23 protein-coding genes, 1 tRNA gene and 1 pseudogene are annotated in these 23,865 nt (G+C 63.1%); 6 read left to right on the top strand and 19 right to left on the bottom strand.

All coding sequences use genetic code 11. The features are described 5' to 3' along the window. Window positions 1-28: 28 nt before the first annotated feature. The 7 genes from rlmH to QDT69_RS14330 form a co-directional block, all read right to left on the bottom strand. Window positions 29-511 carry a 23S rRNA (pseudouridine(1915)-N(3))-methyltransferase RlmH gene (gene rlmH, locus QDT69_RS14360; protein WP_279707176.1) on the bottom strand — a complete coding sequence of 161 codons (483 nt, stop codon included), beginning with the start codon at window positions 509-511 and terminating at the stop codon, window positions 29-31. 49 nt (window positions 512-560) lie between these two features. Then, window positions 561-929, bottom strand: coding sequence for a ribosome silencing factor (gene rsfS, locus QDT69_RS14355; RefSeq protein ID WP_016847840.1), 369 nt, complete (start codon window positions 927-929; stop codon window positions 561-563). A 187-nt stretch (window positions 930-1,116) separates the two neighbouring features. After that, a complete protein-coding gene (locus QDT69_RS14350) occupies window positions 1,117-1,740 on the bottom strand; it encodes a nicotinate-nucleotide adenylyltransferase (RefSeq protein ID WP_050424280.1) in 624 nt (207 codons plus the stop codon). Between the two features lie 45 nt (window positions 1,741-1,785). Next, on the bottom strand, window positions 1,786-3,078 hold the full coding sequence (locus QDT69_RS14345) for a glutamate-5-semialdehyde dehydrogenase (RefSeq protein ID WP_279707175.1): 1,293 nt from the start codon (window positions 3,076-3,078) through the stop codon (window positions 1,786-1,788). Window positions 3,079-3,220: 142 nt separating this feature from the next. Beyond that, window positions 3,221-4,363: a glutamate 5-kinase gene (gene proB, locus QDT69_RS14340; protein ID WP_279707174.1), complete on the bottom strand. Its 1,143-nt coding sequence runs from the start codon at window positions 4,361-4,363 to the stop codon at window positions 3,221-3,223. Window positions 4,364-4,463: 100 nt separating this feature from the next. Further along, window positions 4,464-5,516, bottom strand: coding sequence for a GTPase ObgE (obgE, locus tag QDT69_RS14335; RefSeq protein WP_279707173.1), 1,053 nt, complete (start codon window positions 5,514-5,516; stop codon window positions 4,464-4,466). 101 nt (window positions 5,517-5,617) lie between these two features. After that, window positions 5,618-6,097 (bottom strand): MaoC family dehydratase, encoded by a 480-nt coding sequence (locus tag QDT69_RS14330; protein ID WP_279707172.1) that lies wholly within the window; start codon window positions 6,095-6,097, stop codon window positions 5,618-5,620. A gap of 162 nt (window positions 6,098-6,259) precedes the next feature. Between QDT69_RS14330 and QDT69_RS14325 the strand changes: the two genes are divergently transcribed. Next, on the top strand, window positions 6,260-7,174 hold the full coding sequence (locus QDT69_RS14325; RefSeq protein WP_279707171.1) for a DMT family transporter: 915 nt from the start codon (window positions 6,260-6,262) through the stop codon (window positions 7,172-7,174). A gap of 184 nt (window positions 7,175-7,358) precedes the next feature. Here the strand turns inward: QDT69_RS14325 and QDT69_RS14320 are convergent, their stop codons facing one another. The 4 genes from QDT69_RS14320 to QDT69_RS14305 form a co-directional block, all read right to left on the bottom strand. Next, complete coding sequence (locus tag QDT69_RS14320) at window positions 7,359-7,955, bottom strand: GNAT family N-acetyltransferase (RefSeq protein ID WP_279707170.1); 597 nt, start codon at window positions 7,953-7,955, stop codon at window positions 7,359-7,361. A gap of 169 nt (window positions 7,956-8,124) precedes the next feature. Further along, window positions 8,125-8,394 carry a 50S ribosomal protein L27 gene (gene rpmA / locus QDT69_RS14315; RefSeq protein ID WP_021080922.1) on the bottom strand — a complete coding sequence of 90 codons (270 nt, stop codon included), beginning with the start codon at window positions 8,392-8,394 and terminating at the stop codon, window positions 8,125-8,127. A gap of 102 nt (window positions 8,395-8,496) precedes the next feature. Then, window positions 8,497-8,964, bottom strand: a complete 468-nt coding sequence (gene rplU / locus QDT69_RS14310) for a 50S ribosomal protein L21 (RefSeq protein ID WP_279707169.1) — start codon at window positions 8,962-8,964, stop codon at window positions 8,497-8,499. 256 nt (window positions 8,965-9,220) lie between these two features. Further along, the gene (locus tag QDT69_RS14305; protein WP_279707167.1) at window positions 9,221-10,171 is read right to left on the bottom strand and encodes a GlxA family transcriptional regulator; all 951 of its coding nucleotides are present in this window, start codon (window positions 10,169-10,171) and stop codon (window positions 9,221-9,223) included. 124 nt (window positions 10,172-10,295) lie between these two features. On the opposite strand from QDT69_RS14305, the gene QDT69_RS14300 reads away from it, so the two are divergent. Both QDT69_RS14300 and QDT69_RS14295 read left to right on the top strand, forming a co-directional pair. Then, complete coding sequence (locus QDT69_RS14300; protein WP_279707165.1) at window positions 10,296-11,099, top strand: SDR family oxidoreductase; 804 nt, start codon at window positions 10,296-10,298, stop codon at window positions 11,097-11,099. 116 nt (window positions 11,100-11,215) lie between these two features. Then, on the top strand, window positions 11,216-12,370 hold the full coding sequence (locus QDT69_RS14295; RefSeq protein ID WP_279707163.1) for an ROK family protein: 1,155 nt from the start codon (window positions 11,216-11,218) through the stop codon (window positions 12,368-12,370). Window positions 12,371-12,567: 197 nt separating this feature from the next. Here the strand turns inward: QDT69_RS14295 and QDT69_RS14290 are convergent, their stop codons facing one another. Next, on the bottom strand, window positions 12,568-13,431 hold the full coding sequence (locus tag QDT69_RS14290) for an alpha/beta hydrolase (RefSeq protein WP_279707161.1): 864 nt from the start codon (window positions 13,429-13,431) through the stop codon (window positions 12,568-12,570). A gap of 311 nt (window positions 13,432-13,742) precedes the next feature. Between QDT69_RS14290 and QDT69_RS14285 the strand changes: the two genes are divergently transcribed. Together QDT69_RS14285 and QDT69_RS14280 are read left to right on the top strand one after the other, a co-directional pair. After that, window positions 13,743-13,832, top strand: a tRNA-Ser gene (locus tag QDT69_RS14285). A gap of 63 nt (window positions 13,833-13,895) precedes the next feature. Continuing rightward, a pseudogene (locus QDT69_RS14280) lies at window positions 13,896-14,308 on the top strand (GNAT family N-acetyltransferase); the annotation flags it as partial. A 153-nt stretch (window positions 14,309-14,461) separates the two neighbouring features. Here QDT69_RS14280 and QDT69_RS14275 read toward each other — a convergent pair. The 5 genes from QDT69_RS14275 to QDT69_RS14255 form a co-directional block, all read right to left on the bottom strand. Beyond that, entirely contained in the window at window positions 14,462-15,139 is a 678-nt protein-coding gene (locus tag QDT69_RS14275) for a hypothetical protein (protein WP_279707160.1), read from the bottom strand. A gap of 113 nt (window positions 15,140-15,252) precedes the next feature. Further along, on the bottom strand, window positions 15,253-15,453 hold the full coding sequence (locus QDT69_RS14270; protein WP_057020971.1) for a hypothetical protein: 201 nt from the start codon (window positions 15,451-15,453) through the stop codon (window positions 15,253-15,255). 192 nt (window positions 15,454-15,645) lie between these two features. Next, window positions 15,646-16,230, bottom strand: coding sequence for a protein-S-isoprenylcysteine O-methyltransferase (locus tag QDT69_RS14265; RefSeq protein ID WP_279707159.1), 585 nt, complete (start codon window positions 16,228-16,230; stop codon window positions 15,646-15,648). Between the two features lie 371 nt (window positions 16,231-16,601). Further along, window positions 16,602-17,141, bottom strand: coding sequence for a GDSL-type esterase/lipase family protein (locus QDT69_RS14260; RefSeq protein ID WP_279707158.1), 540 nt, complete (start codon window positions 17,139-17,141; stop codon window positions 16,602-16,604). 126 nt (window positions 17,142-17,267) lie between these two features. Continuing rightward, window positions 17,268-17,981 (bottom strand): hypothetical protein, encoded by a 714-nt coding sequence (locus QDT69_RS14255; RefSeq protein WP_279707157.1) that lies wholly within the window; start codon window positions 17,979-17,981, stop codon window positions 17,268-17,270. A 379-nt stretch (window positions 17,982-18,360) separates the two neighbouring features. Here QDT69_RS14255 and QDT69_RS14250 point away from each other — a divergent pair, with 379 nt between their 5' ends. After that, the gene (locus QDT69_RS14250) at window positions 18,361-19,590 is read left to right on the top strand and encodes an alpha/beta hydrolase (protein ID WP_279707156.1); all 1,230 of its coding nucleotides are present in this window, start codon (window positions 18,361-18,363) and stop codon (window positions 19,588-19,590) included. 1,181 nt (window positions 19,591-20,771) lie between these two features. On the opposite strand, the gene QDT69_RS14245 is transcribed toward QDT69_RS14250, so the two are convergent. After that, the gene (locus tag QDT69_RS14245) at window positions 20,772-22,370 is read right to left on the bottom strand and encodes an ABC-F family ATP-binding cassette domain-containing protein (protein WP_279707155.1); all 1,599 of its coding nucleotides are present in this window, start codon (window positions 22,368-22,370) and stop codon (window positions 20,772-20,774) included. 133 nt (window positions 22,371-22,503) lie between these two features. After that, the gene (locus QDT69_RS14240) at window positions 22,504-23,823 is read right to left on the bottom strand and encodes an Hsp70 family protein (protein ID WP_279707154.1); all 1,320 of its coding nucleotides are present in this window, start codon (window positions 23,821-23,823) and stop codon (window positions 22,504-22,506) included. Between the last annotated feature and the right edge of the window lie 42 nt (window positions 23,824-23,865).

Here is a 23,865-nt window from a genome sequence, read left to right as displayed (position 1 = left end):
TCAGCGCTGTTGTCTATCCGTCACCGCGTCACGCGCGATGGTAGGGATGGCCGGCCAAAATGGTCGCGGCCCGATAAATCTGTTCCAGAAGCATGACGCGGACCATTTGGTGCGGCCAGGTCGCGGAGCCGAATGCAATACGCAACGAAGCCTTGCGCTGCAATTCAGGCGAAAGTCCGTCGGCGCCGCCGATCACGAAGGCCGTATGCGCCGCCCCCTCGTCGCGCCAGCGGCCGAGCTGCTGCGCAAAGCTTGCGCTGTCGATGCTCTTGCCGCGTTCGTCGAGCGCGACCAGCATGTGCTTGTCAGGCAGCAGCGCCGCGATCGCCGCAGCTTCTTCCGCGATGCGCGCGGCCGCGTCGCGCGCGCGGCTCTCCGCAATCTCATGAATGTCCAAGCCGCGAAAGCCGAGCTTGCGGCCGATATCCTCGAAGCGCTCACGGTAGCGCTCCGCGAGCTCCCGTTCAGGGCCCTGTTTCAGGCGGCCGATGCAGATGACGACGAGGCGCATCAACGCAGACTAGCTGCGCTGCTGCCGATTCGCATCGGCCTCGTACCCCTTAGACCGCCGCGACCGCCGGGTTCTGAGTCCACAACCGCTCGAGGTTGTAGAACTCGCGCACCTCAGGCCTGAACACGTGCACGATCACCTCGCCGGAATCGATCAGCACCCAGTCGCAATTGGGCAAGCCCTCGACGTGGATGTTCTTGACCCCGTTTTCCTTGAGGCTCTTCGTCACATTTTCCGCGATCGCGCCAACGTGCCGGTTCACCCGGCCGGTGGTGACGATCATGTAGTCGGAATATGCGGATTTGCCCCGAAGGTCGATGGTGACCGTCTCTTCCGCCTTCATGTCCTCGAGGCGGGAGAGGATCAGGCTCAGCGTCTTGTTGGCATCCGGTTTGTCGGCGTCCGGTTGCGCCTGCAAGGCCGCGGTTTTCGTCGATGTTTTACGCGCAGTCTTTGGAACCTTGGGTAAAACAGACTTTGACAATACAGATGTGGCCAGGGACCATTCCTTTCACTGTATCGCGGGTGCCGAATCCCTCGGCCCCACGCACCATATTACGCATGTGGGGTTAATGGTTTCAATATTCCAGTAACCCTTTTGCGCTTCACGCCGTTCTCCAGCTCCCGTCCGGGTTCCGGAGTCCGGTCGAAGACAGATTGGATTTCATTCCTGTCAGGAAGACCCAGGCTGGCGCCCGTTGGTCGGCCAGCCGTGTCGCCTGATTTTCGGGCATGCGATAGCGCGTGAGTGCCTGCGCCGCCGGTGCGGCAAGGGCGCGGAAGCTTTGGGGCGGTCGGTCGATCACGGCAATCGGCACATCGGACGCGATGCGCCGCCAATCTTTCCAGCGATGAAATTGCGCGAGATTGTCAGCGCCCATGATCCAGACGAAGTGCACGCCGGAGACGCGGCGGCGCAAGTGGATGATCGTGTCTACAGTGTAGCGCGTGCCGATGACAGCTTCGAGACAGCTGATGTCGATGCGCGGATCGTCGGCAACGCGGCGCGCGGCGGCGGCGCGTTCGTTGAGCGCATGCAGGCCGTCATGGTTCTTCAGCGGATTGCCCGGCGTCAGCAGCCACCACACACGGTCGAGCTGCAGGCGCTTCAGCGCGAATTGGCTGATCGCGCGATGCGCGGCGTGCGGCGGATTGAACGAGCCGCCGAGCAGCCCGATGCGCATGCCGTTGGTGTAGAACGGAAGCGCCTGGGCTGCGGATAACGGCACGGTGGAAGCTTGCTGCAAGGATCTACCGTGTGCGTGCGACAATGATCACGGCCGTGTCTGCCCGGTGCCGTGGACGCGGTACTTGAAGCTCGTCAGCTGCTCGGCGCCGACAGGGCCGCGGGCGTGGAATTTGCCGGTGGCAATGCCGATCTCGGCGCCGAAGCCGAATTCGCCGCCGTCGGCGAACTGGGTCGAGGCGTTGTGCAGCACGATCGCCGAATCGACCTCGTTGAGGAATCTCTGCGCGGCCGCGGCATCCTCGGTCACGATCGCATCGGTGTGATGCGAGCCGTGATTTTGAATATGCGCGATCGCTTCATCGAGGCTGTCGACGATCTTCGCCGAGATGATCGCGTCCTCGTATTCGGTGGTCCAGTCCTCGTCGGACGCGGGCTTCACCCTGGCATCGGCGCCTTGCACGATGTCGTCGCCGCGCACCTCGCAACCGGCATCGATCAACAACGCGACCAGCGGTTTCAGCTTGGTCGCGGCAGCGCCACGATCGATCAGCAGGGTCTCGACGGCACCGCAGACGCCGGGACGGCGCATCTTGGCGTTCAGCACGACCGACTTGGCCATGTCGAGCTCGGCACTGGCATCGACGTAGATGTGGTTGACGCCTTCGAGATGCGCGAACACCGGAACGCGCGCCTCCGCCTCGACGCGACCGACCAGGCTCTTGCCGCCGCGCGGCACGATCACGTCGATGCCGCCGTTCAATCCGGTCAGCATCAGGCCGACGGCCGCGCGGTCGCGGGTCGGCACCAGGCTGATCGCAGCCTCGGGCAGACCGGCTTCACGCAGGCCCTGCACCAGGCATTGATGGATCGCGCGGCAGGAGCGGAAGCTGTCGGAGCCGCCGCGCAGGATCACGGCGTTGCCGGACTTCAGGCACAGCACGCCGGCGTCGGCGGCAACGTTGGGGCGGCTTTCGAAGATCACGCCGATCACGCCGAGCGGCACGCGCACGCGCTCGATGGTCATGCCGTTCGGGCGCTGCCAGCTTTCGGTGACGGCGCCGACCGGATCGATGATCTCGCGCACGGTCGCAACGCCGTCGGCCATGCCGTTGACGCGCGCCTGCGTCAGTGTCAGGCGGTCGACGAAGGCCGAGGTCATGCCGCCCGCACGCGCTTCCGCAACGTCCTCGGCGTTGGCGGCGAGAATTGCCGGCGCGTTGGCGCGGATCGCGCGTTCGATTGCGGCGAGCGCCCGGTTCTTCTGCTCCGGCGGCGCCAGCGCCAGCACGCGCGCGGCGGCACGCGCCTTGGCGGCGAGGTCGGTCATCAAGGCGGCGAGATCGGCGTTGCCGTCGATCGCCTTCAGGGGCGCGGTCATGGAAGTCCCAGCTTTCGTTTGAGCACTTCGATCATGCTCTAAGGCCATGTTCTAGCATGGCAATTGAGGGGTGGCGAGGCGCGGAACCGGCATGGCAGGTGGGCGGCAGGCCGCCCCGCTCGGCCAATGGCCTACCGATGCCCTACTTGGCCGGGATCGCCCCGGCCGGGCCGATCACGAGGTCGTCGCGGTGGATCATCTCGGAGCGGCCGCTGATGCCCAGAATGGTCATCACGTCAGGCGAGGAGCGGCCCTTGATCTTCTCGGCGTTCTCGGCGTCGTAGGCGACGAGGCCACGGCCGATCTCATGGGTGTCGGGGCCGCGCACCACCACGGCATCGCCGCGGGCGAACTGGCCGTCGACCCTGACAACGCCGGCCGGCAGCAGGCTCTTGCCGGCGCGCAGCGCCGCCACCGCACCGGCATCGATGGTCAGCGTGCCCTTCGGCTCCAGCGAGCCCGCGATCCAGCGCTTGCGCGCGGTGACCGGATTGGCCGGGGTGAGAAACCAGGTGCAGCGGCCGCCGTCGGCGATCGCCTGCAGCGGATGCTCGATCTTGCCGGAGGCGATCAGCATGTGAGTGCCGGCGGTGGTCGCGATCTTCGCCGCCTCGATCTTGGTGGTCATGCCGCCGCGCGACAGTTCGGAGCCGGCGGAGCCGGCCATGCCCTCGATCTCCGAAGTGATGCTTTCGACCACCGGAATCAGCTTGGCGTCGGGATCGACCGCCGGCGGCGCGGTGTAGAGGCCGTCGATATCGGACAGCAGGATCAACAGATCCGCGCTCGCCATGGTGGCGACGCGGGCGGCAAGGCGATCATTGTCGCCGTAGCGGATCTCGGTGGTGGCAACCGTGTCGTTCTCGTTGATCACGGGCACCGCGCCCCATTCCAGCAGCTTCGCGATCGTCGAGCGCGCATTGAGATAGCGGCGGCGCTCCTCGGTGTCCTGCAAGGTCACCAGGATCTGCCCGGCGCCGATGCCGTGATGGCCGAGCACCTCCGACCAGATCCGCGCCAGCGCGATCTGGCCGACCGCCGCGGCAGCCTGGCTCTCCTCGAGCTTCAGCGGGCCGCGCGGCAGCTTCAGGCGGCTGCGTCCGAGCGCGATCGAGCCCGACGACACCACCATGACCTCGCAGCCACGCTTGTGGAGTTTGGCGATGTCCTCGACCAATGCGGCCAGCCACGATGCGTGCACCTCGCCGGCCTGCGAGTCGACCAGCAGCGATGAGCCGACCTTGACGACGATGCGGCGAAAGTTCTTGAGCGCGGGGCGTTTCATGGGTTCGGTCTGAGCGGGAAGGTGGAAGCAAGAGGCGCCACGAGGTGGCATGGACGTGAAGTGGCTTGGACGTGAAGTGGCTCGGGAAGTCGAGATGCCGTCAACCCTGCGGCACCGGCGTCGCCCACGGCTCCGCCTGGCCGCCCTTGGCCTTGTTGGACACCGGCGCCTCGCCGATCACGTCAACCAGCGCGCGCAGCGCATCCGGCACGCCTTCGCCGGTCGCGCCTGACAGCAGCAGCGGCGTCTTCTTCGCGGCCCGATTCAGGCGGTCCTTCTGCTTCTTCAACTCATCGGGCGCAACCGCGTCGATCTTGTTGAGCGCGACGATCTCGATCTTGTCGGCGAGCTGGCCTGCATAGGCTTCGAGCTCGGTGCGCACCGTCTTGTAGGCCTTGCCGGCATGCTCGCAGGTCGCGTCGATCAGATGCAGCAGCACGCGGCAGCGTTCGACATGGCCCAGAAAACGATCGCCGAGGCCGGCGCCTTCATGCGCGCCTTCGATCAGGCCGGGGATGTCGGCGAGCACGAATTCGCGGCCGCCGTAATTCACGACGCCGAGCTGCGGATGCAGCGTGGTGAAGGGATAGTCGGCGATCTTCGGCCGCGCCGCGCTGACCACCGACAGGAAGGTCGATTTGCCGGCATTGGGCAGGCCGACCAGGCCGGCATCGGCGATCAGCTTCAGCCGCAGCCAGATCCAGCGCTCTTCGCCCGGCGCGCCGGGATTGGCGTTGCGCGGCGCGCGATTGGTCGAGGATTTGAAATGCGCGTTGCCGAAGCCGCCATTGCCGCCCTTGGCCAGCACGAAGGTCTCGCCGAGCTCGGTGAAGTCGTGCAGCAGGGTCTCGCGGTCCTCGTCGAAAACCTGGGTGCCGACCGGCACTTTCAGCACGATCGACTTGCCGTTGGCGCCATGGCGGTCCTTGCCCATGCCATTGCCGCCCTTCTGCGCCTTGAAGTGCTGCTGGTAGCGGTAGTCGATCAGCGTGTTCAGCCCGTCGACGGACTCGATGATGACGTCGCCGCCGCGGCCGCCATTGCCGCCGGAGGGGCCGCCGAACTCGATGAACTTCTCGCGCCGGAACGCGACGCAGCCATTGCCGCCGTCGCCCGAGCGAATATAGACCTTGGCTTCATCGAGGAATTTCATGATTTTCACTAGTTAGGGCAGGGTGGCCGCGGCGGCAACCCGGAAAGGCCCTGACTTCAGCGAAAAGCCTTAATTTTCGGGCCTTTTTGCGGCCCAAGCGCCTAAGAGGGCCGCCGCCGGACCAGGAATTTCTGCATCCCCTCCAGCACCAGCTCGCGGCGCTGGTTGTGCACGGTGGAGCGCAGCGTCACGACGCCGGTGGTCTTGCCCGGCGACAGCTCGATCACCTCGAGCGCCGGGTAAATGGTGTCGCCGGCATAGACCGGCTTCAGGAACTTGCTCGACTGCTCCAGGAAGCCGACCAGCGACTCCTCCACGACATAGGGAAACAGGCCCGCGCCGGGCGCGGTGTGCACCAGGGTCTGGAAGCCGTGGGCGAGCAAATCGGGCATGCCGCGGCTACGGCAATATTCGACGTCGTAATGGATCGGATGGGTGTCGCCGCTCGCGGTCTGGAACGCGGCGAATACCGCCGAGGTCTGGGTCCGGCTCGGAATCACGAAGCGCTCGCCGAGCACGAAATCCTCGAACCAGCGCTGCGCGGGGACCATGCGATGCTGGGTGGGGTCGAAGTCGCTCATGCGGCGTTTCCTGCTCTGTTTCTTGAATGGCTGGCCTACCGGTAGCGCAGGGACCGCACTGCGACAATTGGTTCGATCTGCCGCCACCGGGGTTGTCCTGCACGGCCACGTCGGTAAAACCGAGCACCTGCCCGACTCAGAGGCGGTGATAACAAGAGAACAATGAGCCTGTTCGCAAAACTGTCCTCCTACGACGATCGATCGGCGCGGCTCGCCGGCATCGCCTTGATGCTGCTGTCGATCTTCATGTTCTCGTTCGGCGATGCGATGGGCAAATTCATCGTCGCCACCTATTCGGTCGGGCAATTGTTGTGGCTGCGCGCCTGCGCGGCGCTGCTGGTGCTGCTGCCGATCGTGTGGAAGCGGCGCGCGGATTTCCTGCATCTGGAGCGGCCGTGGCTGCAATTGCTGCGCGTCACGCTGTCGACGCTGGAGGTCGCGGCGTTCTTCCTGGCGACGGTCTATCTGCCGCTCGCCGACGTCATCACCTATTACCTCGCCGGGCCGATCTTCGTCACCGCGATGTCGGGCCTCGTGCTCGGCGAGCACATCGGCTGGCGGCGCTGGACCGCGATCCTGGTCGGCTTCTGCGGGGTGCTGATCGCGCTCAGGCCATCGGCGCAGACCATCAGCTGGCCGGCGATGATCGCGCTTGGCGGCAGTCTGTCGTTTGCGGTGCTGATGCTGATTACGCGCTCGCTGCGCGCAACCCCGGATATCGTGCTGGCGAGCTCGCAGTTCGGCGGCACGTTCATCCTCGGCCTCGTGCTGTCGCCGTTCGGCTGGGTGACGCCGTCGGCCGGCAGCCTCGTGCTGTTCTTCACCGCCGGCATCATCTCGGTCGCGGCGCTGCTCTGCGTGAACCGCTCGCTGAAGCTCGCGCCGGCGAGCGTGGTGGTGCCGTACCAGTATTCGATGATCGTCTGGGCGGTGATCTTCGGCTTCGTGGTGTTCGGCGACGTGCCGTCCTGGGCCACGATCGTCGGCGCCGCGATCATTATCGCGGCCGGTCTCTACATCTTCGTGCGCGAGCAGCAGCTCGGACGCGGAGATTCCTCGGTGAATCCACCTGCGTAAGGCGCACCCTCCCCTAGAGGGGGAGGGTCAGATCACATTGAGCGCAGCGAAATGTGAGGCGGGGTGGGGTGAAGGTCTCTCCTCATCCAACAGTGCCCGGGTGGAGAGATCACCCCACCCCGCTGCGCATTCCGCTTCGCTGCATGCCCAGCGACCCTCCCCCTCCAGGGGAGGGTGACGACCCTCAGCTCTCCCGCCGGACCGAGTTGTTCCAGCGCTTCAGCGAGGTCCAGACGCCGCGCGACAGGCGGAAGGCGTCGACCGGGCTCGATGAGCCCAGCGCCTCGAAGCGGTGCAGCTCGACGCCGCTCCACTGGAAGCCGCACTTCTCGAGGATGTTGCGCGACGACGGGTTGACGACGCGGGCGCCCGCGATCAGCTGGTCGAGATCGAATTCCTCGAAGAAATAATCGATGACCGCGCGCGCGGCTTCGGTGCCAAAACCCTGGCCCCAATAGTCGACGCCGAGCCAGTAGCCGAGCTCGGCCGATGTCTCCTCGCGCCAGTCGATGCCGACCATGCCGATCGGCGTGTGGTTGTTCTCGATCAGGAAAACGGTCTCGCGGCCGCCGGCGCCGAGCGCGCGCACGAAGTCGATGGCATCGTCCTGGGTATAGGGATGCGGCAGGCGGCGGGTGTTCTCCGCGATGCGGCGATCATTGGCGAGGCGTGCGATTGCTTTTACGTCCGCGAGCGTCGGCTTGCGCAATGTCAGCCGTTCGGTCTCGAGGACGCAAGCTCTTGCCTCGCGTAAGGTCGGCGTCGGGATGTCCTGCAACATGTCGAGCTCCTGTGATGCGATAATCGATACGCAACGCTTGGAACGTCACGCGCGGTCGAACCGGATCGCGCGCAACAAAAAGGGGAGGCCGGTCATCCCGCCTCCCCTTGGAGCTCTTTGCTGCTCCGCCGGTTCAACAGGACCCGGCGGACTCATGTGTGTCCACCGTCTACTCGGCCGCCTGCGCCATCGGGATAACCGATACGAATGTGCGGCCGTTGGCTTTGGCACGGAACTCGACATGACCCTCGACCTTGGCGAAGAGAGTATGATCGGTGCCCATGCCGACATTAAGGCCGGGGTGCCAGGTGGTGCCGCGCTGACGCGCGATGATGTTTCCGGGGATCACGCGCTCGCCACCGAACGCCTTGATGCCAAGGCGCTTGCCCTTGGAATCACGTCCGTTGCGCGATGAACCGCCTGCTTTTTTGTGAGCCATGGCTCGTCTCCGACTTCGCTTTGATCTCTAGATCAATTCCTTGACGGAATCATTTCACGTTTGGTCACGCTTCACAACTTGAAGCGCGGTGATCACTTCTTCTTAAGCCTTGGCCGCGGCCTTCTTGGCCGGAGCCTTTTTCGCGGCCGGCGCCTTTGCGGGCGCCTTCTTCTTGGTCGCCTTCGGTGCTGCGTCCTCGCCATCGGCGGGCGCTGCGACCTTTTCCTTCTTCGGCCGCGGGCCGATGGTCGGCTTGGCGTTATCGGCGAGGATCTCGGTGATGCGAAGCACCGTGAGCTCGTCGCGATAACCGCGCTTGCGGCGTGAATTCTTGCGGCGACGCTTCTTGAACGCGATCACCTTGGCGCCGCGCTTGTGCTGCAGCACTTCGGCCGCAACGGTCGCGCCTGCCACGGTGGGCGTTCCCAGCACCGGCGTGTCACCGCCGAGCACCAGAACTTCGCCTAGCTGCACGATCGTGCCGACATCGCCGGCGATCTTGCCAATCTCGAGTACATCATTCGGAACGACACGGTACTGCCGGCCGCCGGTTTTGATGACTGCGAACATCGTTTGATTCCTTCGTGTTCGGTTCCGGCCTCGGACCGATGGTCCGGGTCGGCTTTTTGTTCAGTCGCTATGGGTTATGTGTTTCGCGCGAAAGGGAATGAATTCCCAAATGGCCCGCACAAAAACAATCGGCGCGAGAAATCCCCGCGCCGGATGGGCGGACTTATAGCCGCAAACCGCGGAGAGTCAAGGTAAAGCGGGGCAAAAACCGGCCAAAAATGAAGGGTTTGGCGCGATTTCGGCCCGGATTGCCGGCTCAGGCCGCGGTTTGCGCGGCGGCCCGGGCGTGGCGGCGGATGGTCTGCGGCGGCTGGCCCAGCACCCGCAGGAACGCCCGCCGCATCCGCTCGCGATCGGCAAAGCCGGTCTCGCCGGCAATTTCGTCCATCGAATGGCGGCCGTCACCGATCAATTCGCGAGCGGCCTCGACCCGCAGCTGCTCGATCGCCTTGGCAGGTGACTGGCCGGTCTCGGCGCGGAAGGCGCGGCTGAACTGGCGCGGGCTGAGCCGTGCCACCTCGGCCAATTCCTCCACCGACAGCTCGTTGCGCAGATGCGCCTTGGCATAGTGGAGCGCGTTCTGGATGCGATCGGATTTTGGATCGAGCTCGAGCAGTGCGGAAAACTGCGACTGACCGCCGGTGCGGCGGTGGTAGACCACGAGCTTGCGCGCCACTGACCGTGCGACCTCGACGCCGAGGTCATGCTCGACCATCGCCAGCGCCAGATCGATCGTCGCGGTCATGCCGGCCGAGGTCCAGATCGGCCCGTCGATGATGTAGATGCGGTCCTGCTCGACCTTGAGCCCGGGAAATCGGGCCTGCAATTCGGCGGCGAATTGCCAGTGCGTGGAGACGCGCCGGCCGTCGAGCAGGCCGGCTTCGGCCAGCGAGAAGGCGCCGATGCAGGGCGCGGCGATCCGCTGCGATGCCGTCATGGCGCGGCGAATATAGCCGATCAGCTTCGGCGATGCCGGATGCAGCTCGTGGCCGGCGCCGATGAACACCGTGTCGAAGCTGCGCTCGCCGAAGGCTTCGGTTTCGACATTGAAGCCGGCGGATGAACGCACCGGGCCGCCATTCTCCGACAGCAGCGTGACCTCATAGAACGGCTCGCCCGCGATCAGATTGGCGACTTCGAAGGCCGTGATGGCGGTGAAGCCCATCACCTGGAAGTCAGGGAAAATGACGAAGCCGATTTCCTTCATGGAACCCTCCGGCGGCAATCGATGTCCTAAAAAGGTGTATATATGACATTTGAGACATACAAGGGGCTCTGTAGAACCTGCTCAACGGCCAAACCGGCCGTCCAGGGTCAAACAGGAGACCAACATGACCAAGTCAGCCAAAGGAACGGCGCTGGTGACCGGTGCGTCGTCCGGAATCGGTGCCATCTATGCGGACCGGCTCGCACGGCGTGGCTACGATCTGATCCTCGTCGCACGTAACCGCGAGCGCCTCGATGGGCTCGCCAAGCGTCTTGCGGCGGAGACCGGCCGATCGATCGAGATCGTCGCCGCCGACCTCAGCAAGCGTGCCGATGTCTCGCGGATCGAATCCATTCTGCGCAGCGATGCCGGCATCAGCGTGCTGGTGAACAACGCCGGCGTCGGCGCCACCGCGCCGCTGCTCGCATCCGACGTCGACAAGATGAGCGACATGATCGCGCTCAATGTCGACGCCTTGATGCGCCTCACCTACGCCGCGGTGCCGGGGCTCGTCGCGCGCGGCGGCGGCACCATCGTCAACATCGCTTCGGTCGTTGGCGTCCAGCCGGAGCTGCTCAACGGCGTCTACGGCGGCAGCAAGGCCTTCGTGCTGGCGCTGACCCATTCGCTGCAGCACGAGCTGAAGGACAAGAACGTCCGGGTGCAGGCGGTGCTGCCTGGCGCCACGGCCACCGAGTTCTGGGACATCGCCGGCACGCCGGTCGCGCATCTGCCCGGCGAGATCGTGATGAAGGCCGAGGACATGGTCGATGCCGCGCTCGCCGGCCTCGACCAGGGCGAGGTCTTCACCGTGCCGTCGCTGCCGGAGGCTGCGGATTGGCAGGCCTATGAGGCCGCCCGGCAGAAGCTGATGCCGAACCTGTCGCGCAGCGCGCCTGCTGCGCGTTACGGGGTGAGGGTGGCCTGAGACCATTCTGCGGTCTATGCGAAATTGCGTCCCGCGCCCGGCCGAACGCCGCCGCGCGGGACGCAACCATTTGAGTTCCTGATTGTTAGTGCTGGGAACCTCAAGCGGGCAGGCGAATGGCTGAAGACGCTGGATTGACCACGGGCATCGCGCACCACGGTGCCGCGCGGCTGCCATCCGTCGACATCGACAGCTTCAACATCGAGCTGAAGGACGACGAGGGCTTTCTCGGCGATCGCGCCTCCAAGGGCGCGTTCCGCAAGATCTTCGACCGCTGGCGCAAGCCGCTGCGCAAATCCGGCGAGGATCCGTTCGGCGACGAGCCGTCGGACAGGATCAGCAAGAAGAAGCTCGATGAGATGCTGGTCGGCGACGACACCGAGGCCTCCGCCGTCGTGCACAGCGCGATCGAGGAGTTCGCGCAGGAGCTCGCCTATGTGACGCGGCGCTTCCTCAACACCAAGGCCTGGGCCAAGACCGAGCGCATCGTGGTCGGCGGCGGCTTCCGCGACTCCAGGCTCGGCGAGCTCGCCATCGCGCGCACCGACATCATCCTGAAGTCGGAGGACTTCAAGGTCGACCTGGTGCCGATCCGCTTTCATCCTGACGATGCCGGGCTGATCGGCACGCTGCATCTGGCACCATCGTGGATCTTCGAGGCCCATGACGGCGTGCTCGCCGTCGATATCGGCGGCACCAATATCCGCTGCGGCGTCGTCGAGACGCGCTGGAAGAAGGCACCGGATCTGTCCAAGGCGGCGGTCTGGAAATCGGAACTGTGGCGCCACGCCGATGACGAGCCGACGCGCGAGGGCGCGGTGAAGCGGCTGGTGAAGATGCTGAAGGATCTGATCGCCGAAGCCGAAAAGGAGAATCTCCGGCTCGCGCCGTTCATCGGCATCGCCTGTCCCGGCGTCATCAAGGAGGACGGCGGAATCGAGAAGGGCGCGCAGAACCTGCCGGGCAATTGGGAGAGCAGCAAGTTCAACCTGCCGGCGAGCCTGGTCGAGGCGATCCCGCAGATCGGCGATCATGATACCGCGATCGTGATGCATAATGACGGCGTGGCGCAGGGGCTGGCCGAGGTCCCGTTCATGCAGGATGTCACGCGCTGGGGCGTGCTGACGATCGGAACCGGGCTCGGCAATGCCCGCTACACCAATCGCAGGAAGGACAACGGCAAGGGCGAGAAGAAGGCCGAGAAGGACACGGACGACGAGGACGACAACGGCGAGAAAAAGGCCAGGAAAGCCAAGAAGGCCGACGCCTGAACTCCGCGCTTCTGCGATCGCGCGGTAAGGTTGATCGGTTAGGTTAAGATCGGCTTCGCGTTGCCGTTTCGGTGCCGGCCGCTACCGTGGGTCGTGTCGCTCCCGCCGACCGGCGAAGCCGCACTTCCCGGCCAGCAATACTGAAAAGCGGCACGGGACCGCCAGTTTTTGTCGCGTCCTGGCGGTCCCACCACTTTCTACTTCCAATTGATCCGCGCGAAGAAGCCGGCGATCTCGGCGGCGGCGCGATCGGGGTCCTCGCGATGCGGGAAATGCCCGACATCGGGAAACATCTTCAGGTCCAGATTGGAGAACGTCTCGCCGAGCCGGTCGGTCCATTCGTAGGGAAACAGCGGATCGTGCTCGGCCCAGCGGATGCAGGTCGGCACCGCGATCGGCGGCAACGCGGGCGCTTCGCCCTGCATCATCTTCACGCGCCCGGCGTGTGAGGCGCGATAATGCGCAAAGCCGCCGGCGAGGTTGCCGGGCTTGAAGAAGTTGTCGGCAAAATCCTCGATCACGTCGTCGAACGCTGTCTTGCGATGCGTCCAGTTGTGCAGGAAATGGCCGATATAGGTGCGGCAGCTGTCTCTGTTGGCGCCGACCAGCGCGGGCGCCATCTCCATCTGGTGGAACGACTGGTACCAGATGTGGTTCAGCCGGTCCGGCGCCGCCATCCGCGGCCCGATGCCGGGATAGACGAAATCGAAGAAGAACAGCCCCGCGATGCGCTCCGGCGCCTTGCGGGCGAGCGGCTGCATCACGGCACCGCCGACGTCGTGACCGACCACGCCGGCCTTCTCGATGCCGAGCGCATCCAGCAGCGCCAGCATGTCGTCGGTATGCTGATCGGGCCCGTAAGGGCCTTGCGGCTTGTTGCTGTCGCCGAACCCGCGCAAATCGGGCGCGATCAGGGTGTAACGGTCGGCGAGCCGCGCCATGACCGGCTTCCAGGTCAGCCAGAATTCCGGCCAGCCGTGCAACAGCAGCAGCGGCGGGCCGCTCCCGGTCCGCGCGACGTGGAATGCCGCGCCGTTGGCTCGAATCGTTGCATGATCCATGGTCCGCTCCTGCAGCTTCCGGCTAGCGCATGCGCCGACCGAACCCGCGGTGTCCCGCTAGCGCCTTGTTTCCGCGCACTTTCTCACGCTGGCCCGGTGTTTCGGTGGTATGAGGCGCCAGATCATGATGCGTTTCCACGGAATCGCATCATGATCTCATCTCCTTGTTTGAGCATGATCTTTCGGAAAACCGGTTTCCACTTTTCCGGATCATGCTAGTGACGGAAATATTATTGCAGCGCCTTGTCTGTCCCGCCAACCTCGCCTAGAACACGCCCCGACCGCGGGTGGCGCAAATCACCCGGGCCACTGGAGAGGTGGCAGAGTGGTTGAATGCACCGCACTCGAAATGCGGCATAGGTGCAAGCCTATCGGGGGTTCGAATCCCTCCCTCTCCGCCACTCGCCAACTGTCCAGCCCGGACACATAAGTAACAGAACGTACCTAAGACATGGGTGACAACCTCGCCCCGATCGGCCGGCATGGGCGGACCGTTCGAGGCCCGCGCGGCATGGGGGATGTTTTGCCACGACCTGGCGTGCTGGCTCCTGTTCGGCCATGGCGCGCTGATGTCGAGCTCACGGCGTCGAAGCAGTGAATCGGCCAGGTCGGCATCAACCACGGGGCCGCTGTTTCCGGAGCAGGAGCTCGGCTGGCTGCTTATGACGGGCATGAGGGACACGGCTACGCCAGCGAGGGGGCGCGCGCATTGCGCGACTGGGCCTTTGCGACGCTAAAGCTGCCGACGCTGGTCAGCTACGTGGCGCCTGACAATGCGATGTCGGCCGCGGTGGCGAAACGGTTGGGCGGCGTGCCAGATCCGTCGGTGCCGAGGCAAGATCCCGACGATCTCGTCTATCGCTATCGGGCGCGCTGAACGGTCAGTTTCGCCATCCCGTCACGTCAGGCACGTTCTGCGACTTGTCGGGATTGCGGGTCACATAAACAGCAACAATTCGCTCGCCTTCGACCTGCAAGGCGGTCGCTTGGACAAGGTCGTCCTCGATGGTGATGAAGCCGGGCGAGAGAACTATTGATCCGAAGCAGCCAACTGCGCCGTTTGGCGTCCGCCGTTCAACTCTCTCAACTGGTTCACGTATTCCTCAGGCTTCAACAAGTGGAATGGAGCCTTCAGACCCATGAAGTTAGCTATGCGACCAATAAAGGCCGTGCAATTGGTCGTTTCCGCATTCCAAACAGGCGAGGTCGCCTGGAGGTGCTTGATGTACGCGAAAACCTTCTTCGCGTCGGCCTCGCTCAAGTAAACGCGATAGCTGGCCGTTAAATACTGCTCGTCAAGGTCACCGTAGCTTGCTCCGGTTTCGGAGGGCACCCAGGTAAGATGTCCCAGCACATAAGGCAGTACATCGCCCGCCGGGTGCAGCCCCGCGACCTCGACCTGCTTCTCGCTTGTCTTGCCGTACCAGACAAACGCGTGCCCGTAAGAAGCCGCTGTGCGGGCACGAAAGTCGACGTAGTACGGTCCTTTGACCGAAGACCTTCGAACCGGCTTCGCGGCTGCTTCGGAAGCGGGACCGTTTGGACCAGCGACGGCTGCTGCCACAGCCTGCCTCGACGACGGTTTCCGCGGCTTGTCCTGCTGCAGCGGCGCTTGATCCGTTTGCGCAGCCAATTGCTGCGCATTGCTGATGCCGGCCTCCAAAGTCACGGAAGCCACAATGACACCAATTCCGGCAAGCAGCCGCAAGCCGCACCGTTTCCGATTGGATTCTGCCACGTTCAAGCCCTCACAAGGGTAGTCTGCCCCAAGCAGCACCCTTCAGCAAAACTGAAGGGGGCGCTGTCTGAGCGATCCTCGAGCTAACCCTTCGTTACGATCGGGGCAGGAGCTTTTCCGACCGGGTACTTGCCGACGGGGTACTTGCCGACCGGATACTTGCCGATCGGCATCTTGCCAACCGGAGCCGTAGCAGTAACCGGCTGCGGATGGGGAAGGTCTGCCGCGCTGGCGGCAGCCACAAAACCGAACGTCGCAACTCCAGCAACCAGGAACTTCAACATCGTGATCTCCGAGATGGATAGCGTGAACATGAACAGCCTACCCTCTAACGGCCATGGCGTAATTAACACTGTAGCGAAACTGGCGGTTGCGCGGTCGTTTCCTTGCCGAGTGTGGCAAAAACGGCACGAGATTTTTGCTTTGGATGAGTATCCGCGAGATCGGCGAGCGTAGCCTTGTGACCGGTAACCGGCTCAGAACAGCCTCGGCAAAAGGCGTCCGGTCCGGGCCATATACTGGCGATACTCGTCGCCGAACGTGTCCACCATCATCTGCTCTTCTTTGGCAATCCGCCCGAAAAACAGGGTTCCAAATCCGATCAGGCCAGCGAAACCAGCCACCCAGTTCGGCAGCAGCAATGCCTGAGCAACAGCCCAAAGCCAGAACGCGGTATACATAGGATGGCGGATTCTCCGATAGATACCGTCTGTGATCAGGCGATGATTTTCCCGCACGTCGAGGCTTACGGACCAATTCCGACCAAGAGCTCGGTGGGTCAGCCGGAACATGACCAGCGCCGCAACCGCGACCAGAACACCCAGCCAGGCTTGAGCTGGCCGGAAGGCGTATGATGCGAAATGAGGCAGGGCCGTTGCGATATAGACGAGCGGCACAATGCCAAGACCCGTGAGCGATATCAGCAGCAGGGTGTTTTCGCGCCTACCTCGGCCGGTCCTTGCGACTTTTTCACGGCGAGAACGACGCGCGTATCTGTAGCGGATGAGGTACCAACCGACCGCCATCATCACGAACACGAACTTGGCAATACCGGGTGTCATCGCAGACCACGCGCGTGTTTCGCTGGCGCGCCATCTTTGCCGATCATCGAAAGGGTACCATCCTTGGCGAGCGTCCGAGATCTGACAAAAACAGGTCCACAGACCGGCACGGAGTAATCATACAGGGCCTGCGGGTCGTTTCCACCGATTAGTTGGCAGTCCGACAGGTGGATCCAGGGCGGATGCGTTGCCGGGTTCGCTCCTTTGAGACGGTCGGACCGTTATGATCGCATTCAGCTGTCTCAAATGGCAGCCGTTGAGAAGAGCATCGACGGAGGCATTCTTGTGCGTTCCCGTGTCCGGCCAATGGTTTGCGACCGAGGGACTGCCAACGCCACACCGGTCGGCATGGCAAAGCTCTTTCTATCTCGCTATCTCGCGCGCGGCGAAGCCACGGTGGCTCTCCGATCTATCTCCAACACTCGCGGGAGCAACTGCGACGCTATGAAGGCATGCCCGGCATCCGTGAGGTGAATGAGGTCGAAGGCGTAATACTGCGCAGGAATCTCTTCGTCGTACAAAATGACTTTGATGGCGCGATCATGGAGCCGCCGCTCCATCGCAGCGATGTTGGCCGCCCGCTGCTCCTTCGTGACAAGGAAGCGCCTGTCGTTGCCTCCAGGCTGCAAGATTACGATGTCGGTTCCCTTTGGCACGTCGCTATCAATGCGCTTGAGCATGCCAGTGGTGGTGTCAAAGGGAACTCCGGCATTGGCGACGCTCGCGTTGATGCCCCTCTCTCTCAGAAGGGCTTCCAGCTTGGCCGGGTAAGCGCCTTGCTTCCCAACGTACCAGCCCTGGGTGTTGCTTGCGCCGACCGCCACGATATGAATCGGCTTTGCGAAGGCTGCGCCCACGGTCGCCACGCAATACATGGCGATGGCGACTGAGAGTTTTCTAAATGGCGTCACTGACTGCCTCTCCCCGCTTGAAGTGCTAAAGAAAAACAACACCGACACCGGGCTCCTGCAGGGACCGAACTTAAAGCCTCACATTTTGCGTCAACACCAACTTCAAACTGTCTTTTGGGCGGTATGCTAAGAGTTCGTCGAAGGTTGGGCTGCTAGTGAAACCGGGTTCGAGGGACCCGGATGTCTTCGTGGGCGCGCGACAGCCGATCCGATTGCCCTTATCTTTCGTATAACCATGCTATGCAACGCCGCGTCTTTATCGATGTTGAAGTGAGTGATGTTTACATCACGAACATAAAAGTTCGTCAGCTCGCCGCGGAAGCCGGGTCCGCGACTTATTCTAACGCTTTCATTTTTGTACAGATTCAGAACGCGCCCTACGTTGGCCGATGCCATATGCGACGACGTTCCGTCGAATGGAACAACTAAAGCAACCGGCACGCCCATTTGGCCAAGGTACTCTGCCATGGACATCACGGCATCTGCACCAAGGGAGTGTCCCACCAGGATGATAGGCCCGCGCTGGCCGGCTCTATATTTCACGGTGATGTCGTCGGCGACGCTTCTCCATTGGGTGTGATTTGCGACCGCCGCGGCAACGCCAGCCGCTTGCAGCTGGGCGGCAAGGTCGTCCATGCCCAAAGAAAAGACGTTCAATAGCCCGCGGAATAAATAAACGTGCGCCGCATAGGACTGCAGTCGAGCGGGCGAATTTGTCGATCTAAGCGCCACCGCCGTTCCGGGCCTCGCTTGAGCCCCGTTGTTTGAAAGCAAGCTGCTTGCAAAAAGAACCGTTAAGCCGGCGCATATGAGCGCCGCGCTGTAACGCAATCTCTCCATTGTCAGAATCCTCGCCACCTCAGGTCGAGCCGCATTAAATCAGAGTTACGAATCGTGACAATCATGAACGGTTTCGAAAACCGCGTTGAGGCGCGCAATTGGCTCACTGTCGCGGATTTGCCACACGAAGAAAGCGATCGTGCCGTGACCATCAGGGTCCCTCCACGGTCAATGACTCCCCTGCATTTTTTTGCTCGAAGCCAAACTCAACGAGTGCCACCCCGCGCACGAAGTGGTAATTTTAGAGGCCGAGATCCGCATCATCCATGTCGGGTTCACCAAGGGCTGCGGTCAACGAGGAGTGCCGCCAAAGTGTCCATTCATTTCCGTTTCACAGAATGAGCGCCGATCAAATATCTTACAGAATTCGAGTTGCTGGATGATCCGACGACGGCACGTCTTCCACATTGGTGGTTACGATCCAATCACCCCCGAAGAGCAGGTCAAACGCTTGCGGCTCTCGCTCTCGAGCTTCCAAAAGATTTGGGGTGCCTCTTCACGGCCGTCGGAAATATCGAACGCGTCTGCAATCAGTGCTTCATGCAGCCTGGAAGCATGGGGGCCAAACTGGAAAACTCACGTCACCTTCGAAATGCTTCGCTGGGATGATCTCATCCGGTGCGATTCGAAAGTCGGCTTCGTGCCTCGTCTCGTTCAATCCTTGAAAGCGCTATTCGATTTCATCGTAACGGGAACGATATTCAGATATGCGGTCGCAAGCTGGAAGTATGCTGTCTTTTTCATCTTTCCATATTGCTGTTTGCTCTTGATCGCATTTTGCAGCGTGGGGCTGTCATTCCTGTTGATCAGGCTCATACACGCTGCATTTTGGATAGAGCTACTGCTTGGATTTTTTTTGTCGCTGGCGATCTTCGTCGGCGCAATGCTCTGGATCGGACCAAAGCGCAGGATAAATCACATTCTCGATGATGCCATTTTCTCCCACCAATTTCTTTACGGGCAGAAAAGCGAACTTGATAAGCGGCTCGACGCTTTTGCGAACCGGATATCAAGAACGGTCGGGGCCGCAGAAGTTGATGAAGTTCTGATTGTTGGCCACTCCCTTGGCGCAGCACTCTCAATTGCAGCGGTGGCGCGCGCGCTGAAATCGGATACTCTGCTCGAAACGTGTGGACCCAAGCTATGCATTCTCACGGTAGGCGCCACTATTCCTAAATTCGCGCTGCATCCGATGGGCGGCCAAATACGGGAAGCGGCGCAACTCGTGGCCGGAACGCCGGCGATAGACTGGGTAGAATACCAGGCACGAGATGACGCAATCAGTTTCTATCGCTTCGACCCCGTCACTCTGAAACGCGTCAGTCGAGACCATTCAGGTGGCCACCCGAGGATTCGGCGCGTCCAAATACATTCAATGATAAGTCCGATGCGCTTCAGGCGTCATCGCTTCAACTTCATGCAGATCCATTATCAGTTTCTGATGGGAAACGATCAGCGCTCGGCTTACGATTTTTGCATGATTACTTGCGGACCGCTCGGCTTCGACGTCGCGACTTCACCGTCTGGAGCGGTCGGGCTGTTCGAGGCGGACGGTTCGGTGATGACGACCGAAGTTGATGATCGGCTGGATCCGTCATGTCGAGACTAGCTTGGCCGGTCGCCAGCTGCCTTTGCCGGCATCAGGTTGGTTGAGCGGGAGAGCCTGAAGACCTTGCGCGGCTATCTTGGCTTGTGATGCTGGCGCCCGGTACGGCGCGTAGGCGTCATGATAAACGATTGCCATCAGGATGCGACCGCCGCCGGTCCCGCTAGTGTGCGTGATGTCCTCTGCTGCCATTGCAGAGGTTAAGACAAGGCAGCGCATCGAAACGACCTTTCGTCCGGCGGACATTGCTCCAGTTGACCGCCGCTCCGGCTGGCGCGGAGGCCGGGGGCTCCTTGCATGAGGTTGTTTTCGATATTTTGGCGGGAGCCGGGCCGGTAACCTTAATTTTTCCTTTCGATTGTCGATAAAATTTTATCGATTATCCTCGTGACAGTTGAGCGGTGTGACGAACCGCACGATGAGAGGCGAGAGCCGAGTGGCTCGGCAGTCTCTCTGAAATCGAAGGGTGGGCAGAGCGCAGTGCCAGCCACCTTTCGGGCTGTCCGGCGGCGGCCGGCGGGGCAAATCAATTCCTGAAGTGCATTTGATTGCCAGATTGCGGCGCATCTCGCGCCGCATGATGCTTCACAATTGGGATGTTCCAAATGACGTTCGCGCATTTATTGATCGCGGTCGGTGGCGGCTTTGTGCTGCTGGCAGGCTTCGTCGCATTTGCCCTTTGGCGAAACGCACTCCATTCGACAGCGCGGATTTAGCAACAGGCGAGATTTGACTCCGGCGGCCTCGCTCATGGGGGTGAGTGAAGCCTGCGGGGATGGCCGCACCGCCGCGCGGCCTGACAGCCGAGCACCGCGCCTACAACCTGCCCCGAGGCGACGCGTGCTCGGCTGTTCATTATCCAAACGACCTTCACCGTCCTGGCGCCGGGTATGGCCGTAGGCGCTATGATAGACGATCGCGACCAGGGTGCGACCGCCGTCGGTTCCGATAGGATGCAAGTGTCCTCTGCTGCTGCCATTACAGAGGCTAAGGCAAGGCAGCGCGTCGAAACGTGACATGCCCTCCGAACTTTTGCCCGGGGATATTGCGCCAATTGAGCGCCACTCAGGCGGTCGCGATGGCCGCCGGCTCCTTTGCATGGGGTTGTTTTCGATATTTTGGTGGGAGCCGCCGCCGCCGGGCTGTTATCCGACCCTTGCCGAGGGATGAGCCGGACAACCCGTCTATCGCGGTCGGTTGTCAGCACCGAGGTCGACTCTCCGGGTGATCGCGATCGCCTCGAGGAAGGCCTCGTCATGGCTGACGACCAGCAGCGCGCCGTCATAAGCGCGTAGGCCGGCCTCGACCGCTTCCATCGATTCGATGTCGAGATGGTTGGTCGGTTCGTCGAGGATCAAAAGCTGTGGCGGCGTCACGCCGCCCAGCACGCAGGCGAGGCCGGCCCGAAGCAACTGGCCGCCGCTCAGGCTTGCAACGAGCTGCAGGGCCGCGTCGGCGCGAAACATGAAGCGCGCCAGTGCGGCGCGGCAGGCGTTCTCGCCGGCATCCGGATTGATGCGCCGGAAGTTATCCAGAATGGAGGCCTGTGCATCGAGCAGGCTGACCGCCTGATCGAACATCGCAAAGCGGGTCATCACCTCGACGCTGCCGCGCACCGCGGTCAGCTCGCCGCTGACGAGCTTGAGCAGCGTCGTCTTGCCGGCGCCGTTGGGGCCGACGATGGCGACTCGCTCAGGGCCTGAGATCGAGAAGGTGAGACCATGCAGGATCAGCGCGTCCGCGGTGTAACCAGCATCGGCCGCTTCGATCCGCAGCACCATCCTGCCCGCCGGCAGATGCGTCGACGGCAGCTGCACCGAGAACGGTTGCAGCACCTCGATGCGTTGGCGTGCGGCGGTTGCGAGCTCGAGTGCTTGCGTCCGCCGCCGCTCGGCGAGGCGGGCGGCCTCGCCACCACTGTCCTCGCTGCGATCCCTACGCAGCCCGGCGGCGATCCGCGGCATGTCGCCCTTGGCGCGCTTCTTCGCGCCGGCGCCATCCTTCCGCGCCTTCCGTTCAGACGCCTCCCTTGCCTTGCGGTCGATCTCGGCGACGCGCTTGTCCGCATCTTCCAGATCGTGACGTGCCGCCGAGAGCTCGATGGCCTTGCGCGCGCGATACTGGCTCCAATTGCCGCCGTAGCGCCGGGCTTCAAGCGAGGTCAGCTCGACGATCGCGTCCATGGTGTCCAGCAGCTCGCGGTCGTGGCTGACGATGATGGCGCCGTGCCGCCAGCCGGCAAGCAGGTCGATCACCGCCTCGCGTCCGGCGCGGTCGAGATTGTTGGTTGGCTCATCGAGCAGCAGGAAGTCCGGCTCTGCAAACGACAGTGCCGCGAGACGCGCCCGGGTCGCCTGTCCGCCTGACAGCATCGCCAGCGGCGTGTCGAGCACGTCGGGCAAATCGACGCGCGCGAGCGCGGCCGCGATGCGGGTGTCGAGCGTCCAGTCGACATCCGCGAGCTCCTCAGTGGTCGCAAGACCCTGTTCGGCGCGGCGCAACGCGGCCAGCGCGCGCCGCGCGCCGAACAGATCGATGACGCTTTCATCCGGATTCTCCTGCACCGTCTGATGCAGCATCCCGACGCGTCCCTGCACCGAGACCGTGCCGGCGTGCGGCGGCTGCCGGCCGGCGATCAGGCCGAGCAGCGTCGTCTTGCCGACGCCGTTCCTGCCGACAAGGCCGGTGCGTTCGGGACCGAAACTGAGATCGATATTGGAAAGAAGAACCCGGCCGTCAGGCGCGGACAGGGTCAGATGGGAGAGCGTGATCGATGCTGGCATGGATATCCCCGTGGGCAAGGCTGATGGGCATTGCGATCGGGGTGAAATCCATGGTCGTCGGCATCCTCAGGGATTGATGATTGAAAAGACTTAGTCGCGTATTGCGCCGGGATCAAGGCAGCGCGGCTGCGTGTCACGCCGCTTCGGCGAAGGTCCAGCGGTCGGGATCGGCGGTGTGGCCGATCAAGGCGAGACCATAGGCGATCGATTCGAATTGATCCGCCGAGGTCAGGCGCGCTTCGCCGAAACGCTCGGCGAACAGCCGCTGCACGGCAGGCACGAACGAGGTGCCGCCGGTCAAAAACACCTTCTCGACGTCGCGCGCGGTGATGCCGGATTTCGCCAGCGCCTCGTCGACGGTGGCGCCGAGCCGTTCGATGTCGTCGGCGATCCAGGATTCGAAATCGTCGCGCGTCACGGTGGCGCCGATGTCGATGCCTTCGCGGGCAAAGCGGAACTCGACCCGGTCGTTGCTCGACAACGCGACCTTGGTGTCGGACACGGCGCGGTAGAGCGCGAAGCCGAGATCGTGGTCGACGATGGTGATGAAGTCGTGCAGCGGCGCCGGATCGAGCGCGGTGCGCGCGAGCTGCTGCAATCCGCGCAGATCGCCATTGCCCCGCATCATCGCGAGCTGGTGCCAGCGCGCGAGGCTCGAATAATAGTGATTGGGGATCGGCAGCACCTTGTCGAACGAGCGGTAGTTGCTGCCCTTGCCGAGCCGTGGCGAGACGATGTGGTCGACGATGCGGTAGTCGAAGGTGTCGCCGGCGATGCCGATGCCGGAATGTCCCAGTGGTTCGGCGCGCAGCACGCCGCCCTTGCGGGAGAACCGCATCACGGAGAAGTCGCTGGTGCCGCCGCCGAAATCGGCGACCAGCACGGTGGCATCGTGGTCGAGGCTGCGTGCGAAGGAGAACGCCGCGCCGACCGGCTCATAGACATAGCGCGCATGGCCGGCGCCGAGACGCTCGAACGCCGCCCGGTAGCGCTGCATCGCGAGCTCGTCATTCGGATTGCCGCCGGCAAACTTCACCGGACGGCCGACCATGATGGTCGGCGCGCCCAAATCGAAGCCTTCGCCGGCATGCCGCGTCAGCGTGCGCAGGAACGCCGCGAGCAAATCCTCGAACTTGTAGCGCTGGCGGAAGATCTGCGTGGTGTTGAAGGCCGAGCTGGCCGCAAACGTCTTGAACGACTGGATGAAGCGGTGGATCGTGCGTCCTTCGAGGAATTGCTCGATCGCCCACGGACCGCCCTCGGCGCGCGGATGCAGGCCGGCGCCGGGCCGCTCCTCCCAGAAGCACAGCGCTGACACATAGACGCTATGCGTGCGGCCGCCATGGTCGAATCTGACAGCCTCGACGCGGCCATCGCCATCGGCCAGCGCGACCACGGTGTTGCTGGTGCCAAAATCGACGCCAATCGAGACGGCGGGCGGGGCGCTCGACATGTCATGCTCGGAATTTGATGTGAAAGGGGGCGGACCTTTAGC

The sequence above is a fragment of the Bradyrhizobium sp. CER78 genome (assembly GCF_029846235.1).
Taxonomy (GTDB): Bacteria; Pseudomonadota; Alphaproteobacteria; order Rhizobiales; family Xanthobacteraceae; genus Bradyrhizobium.
This window is presented reverse-complemented; position numbering and strand designations above follow the sequence as displayed.

Excerpts from the sequence above, each read along its gene's own strand:
- rlmH (WP_279707176.1), bottom strand. The coding sequence starts at position 511 with ATGCGCCTCGTCGTCATCTGCATCGGCCGCCTGAAACAGGGCCCTGAA.
- QDT69_RS14345 (WP_279707175.1), bottom strand. The coding sequence starts at position 3,078 with ATGACCGCGCCCCTGAAGGCGATCGACGGCAACGCCGATCTCGCCGCC.
- proB (WP_279707174.1), bottom strand. The coding sequence starts at position 4,363 with ATGAAACGCCCCGCGCTCAAGAACTTTCGCCGCATCGTCGTCAAGGTC.
- obgE (WP_279707173.1), bottom strand. The coding sequence starts at position 5,516 with ATGAAATTCCTCGATGAAGCCAAGGTCTATATTCGCTCGGGCGACGGC.
- QDT69_RS14330 (WP_279707172.1), bottom strand. The coding sequence starts at position 6,097 with ATGAGCGACTTCGACCCCACCCAGCATCGCATGGTCCCCGCGCAGCGC.
- QDT69_RS14325 (WP_279707171.1), top strand. The coding sequence starts at position 6,260 with ATGAGCCTGTTCGCAAAACTGTCCTCCTACGACGATCGATCGGCGCGG.
- QDT69_RS14320 (WP_279707170.1), bottom strand. The coding sequence starts at position 7,955 with ATGTTGCAGGACATCCCGACGCCGACCTTACGCGAGGCAAGAGCTTGC.
- rpmA (WP_021080922.1), bottom strand. The coding sequence starts at position 8,394 with ATGGCTCACAAAAAAGCAGGCGGTTCATCGCGCAACGGACGTGATTCC.
- rplU (WP_279707169.1), bottom strand. The coding sequence starts at position 8,964 with ATGTTCGCAGTCATCAAAACCGGCGGCCGGCAGTACCGTGTCGTTCCG.
- QDT69_RS14305 (WP_279707167.1), bottom strand. The coding sequence starts at position 10,171 with ATGAAGGAAATCGGCTTCGTCATTTTCCCTGACTTCCAGGTGATGGGC.
- QDT69_RS14300 (WP_279707165.1), top strand. The coding sequence starts at position 10,296 with ATGACCAAGTCAGCCAAAGGAACGGCGCTGGTGACCGGTGCGTCGTCC.
- QDT69_RS14295 (WP_279707163.1), top strand. The coding sequence starts at position 11,216 with ATGGCTGAAGACGCTGGATTGACCACGGGCATCGCGCACCACGGTGCC.
- QDT69_RS14290 (WP_279707161.1), bottom strand. The coding sequence starts at position 13,431 with ATGGATCATGCAACGATTCGAGCCAACGGCGCGGCATTCCACGTCGCG.
- QDT69_RS14270 (WP_057020971.1), bottom strand. The coding sequence starts at position 15,453 with ATGTTGAAGTTCCTGGTTGCTGGAGTTGCGACGTTCGGTTTTGTGGCT.
- QDT69_RS14265 (WP_279707159.1), bottom strand. The coding sequence starts at position 16,230 with ATGACACCCGGTATTGCCAAGTTCGTGTTCGTGATGATGGCGGTCGGT.
- QDT69_RS14255 (WP_279707157.1), bottom strand. The coding sequence starts at position 17,981 with ATGGAGAGATTGCGTTACAGCGCGGCGCTCATATGCGCCGGCTTAACG.
- QDT69_RS14250 (WP_279707156.1), top strand. The coding sequence starts at position 18,361 with ATGATCCGACGACGGCACGTCTTCCACATTGGTGGTTACGATCCAATC.
- QDT69_RS14245 (WP_279707155.1), bottom strand. The coding sequence starts at position 22,370 with ATGCCAGCATCGATCACGCTCTCCCATCTGACCCTGTCCGCGCCTGAC.
- QDT69_RS14240 (WP_279707154.1), bottom strand. The coding sequence starts at position 23,823 with ATGTCGAGCGCCCCGCCCGCCGTCTCGATTGGCGTCGATTTTGGCACC.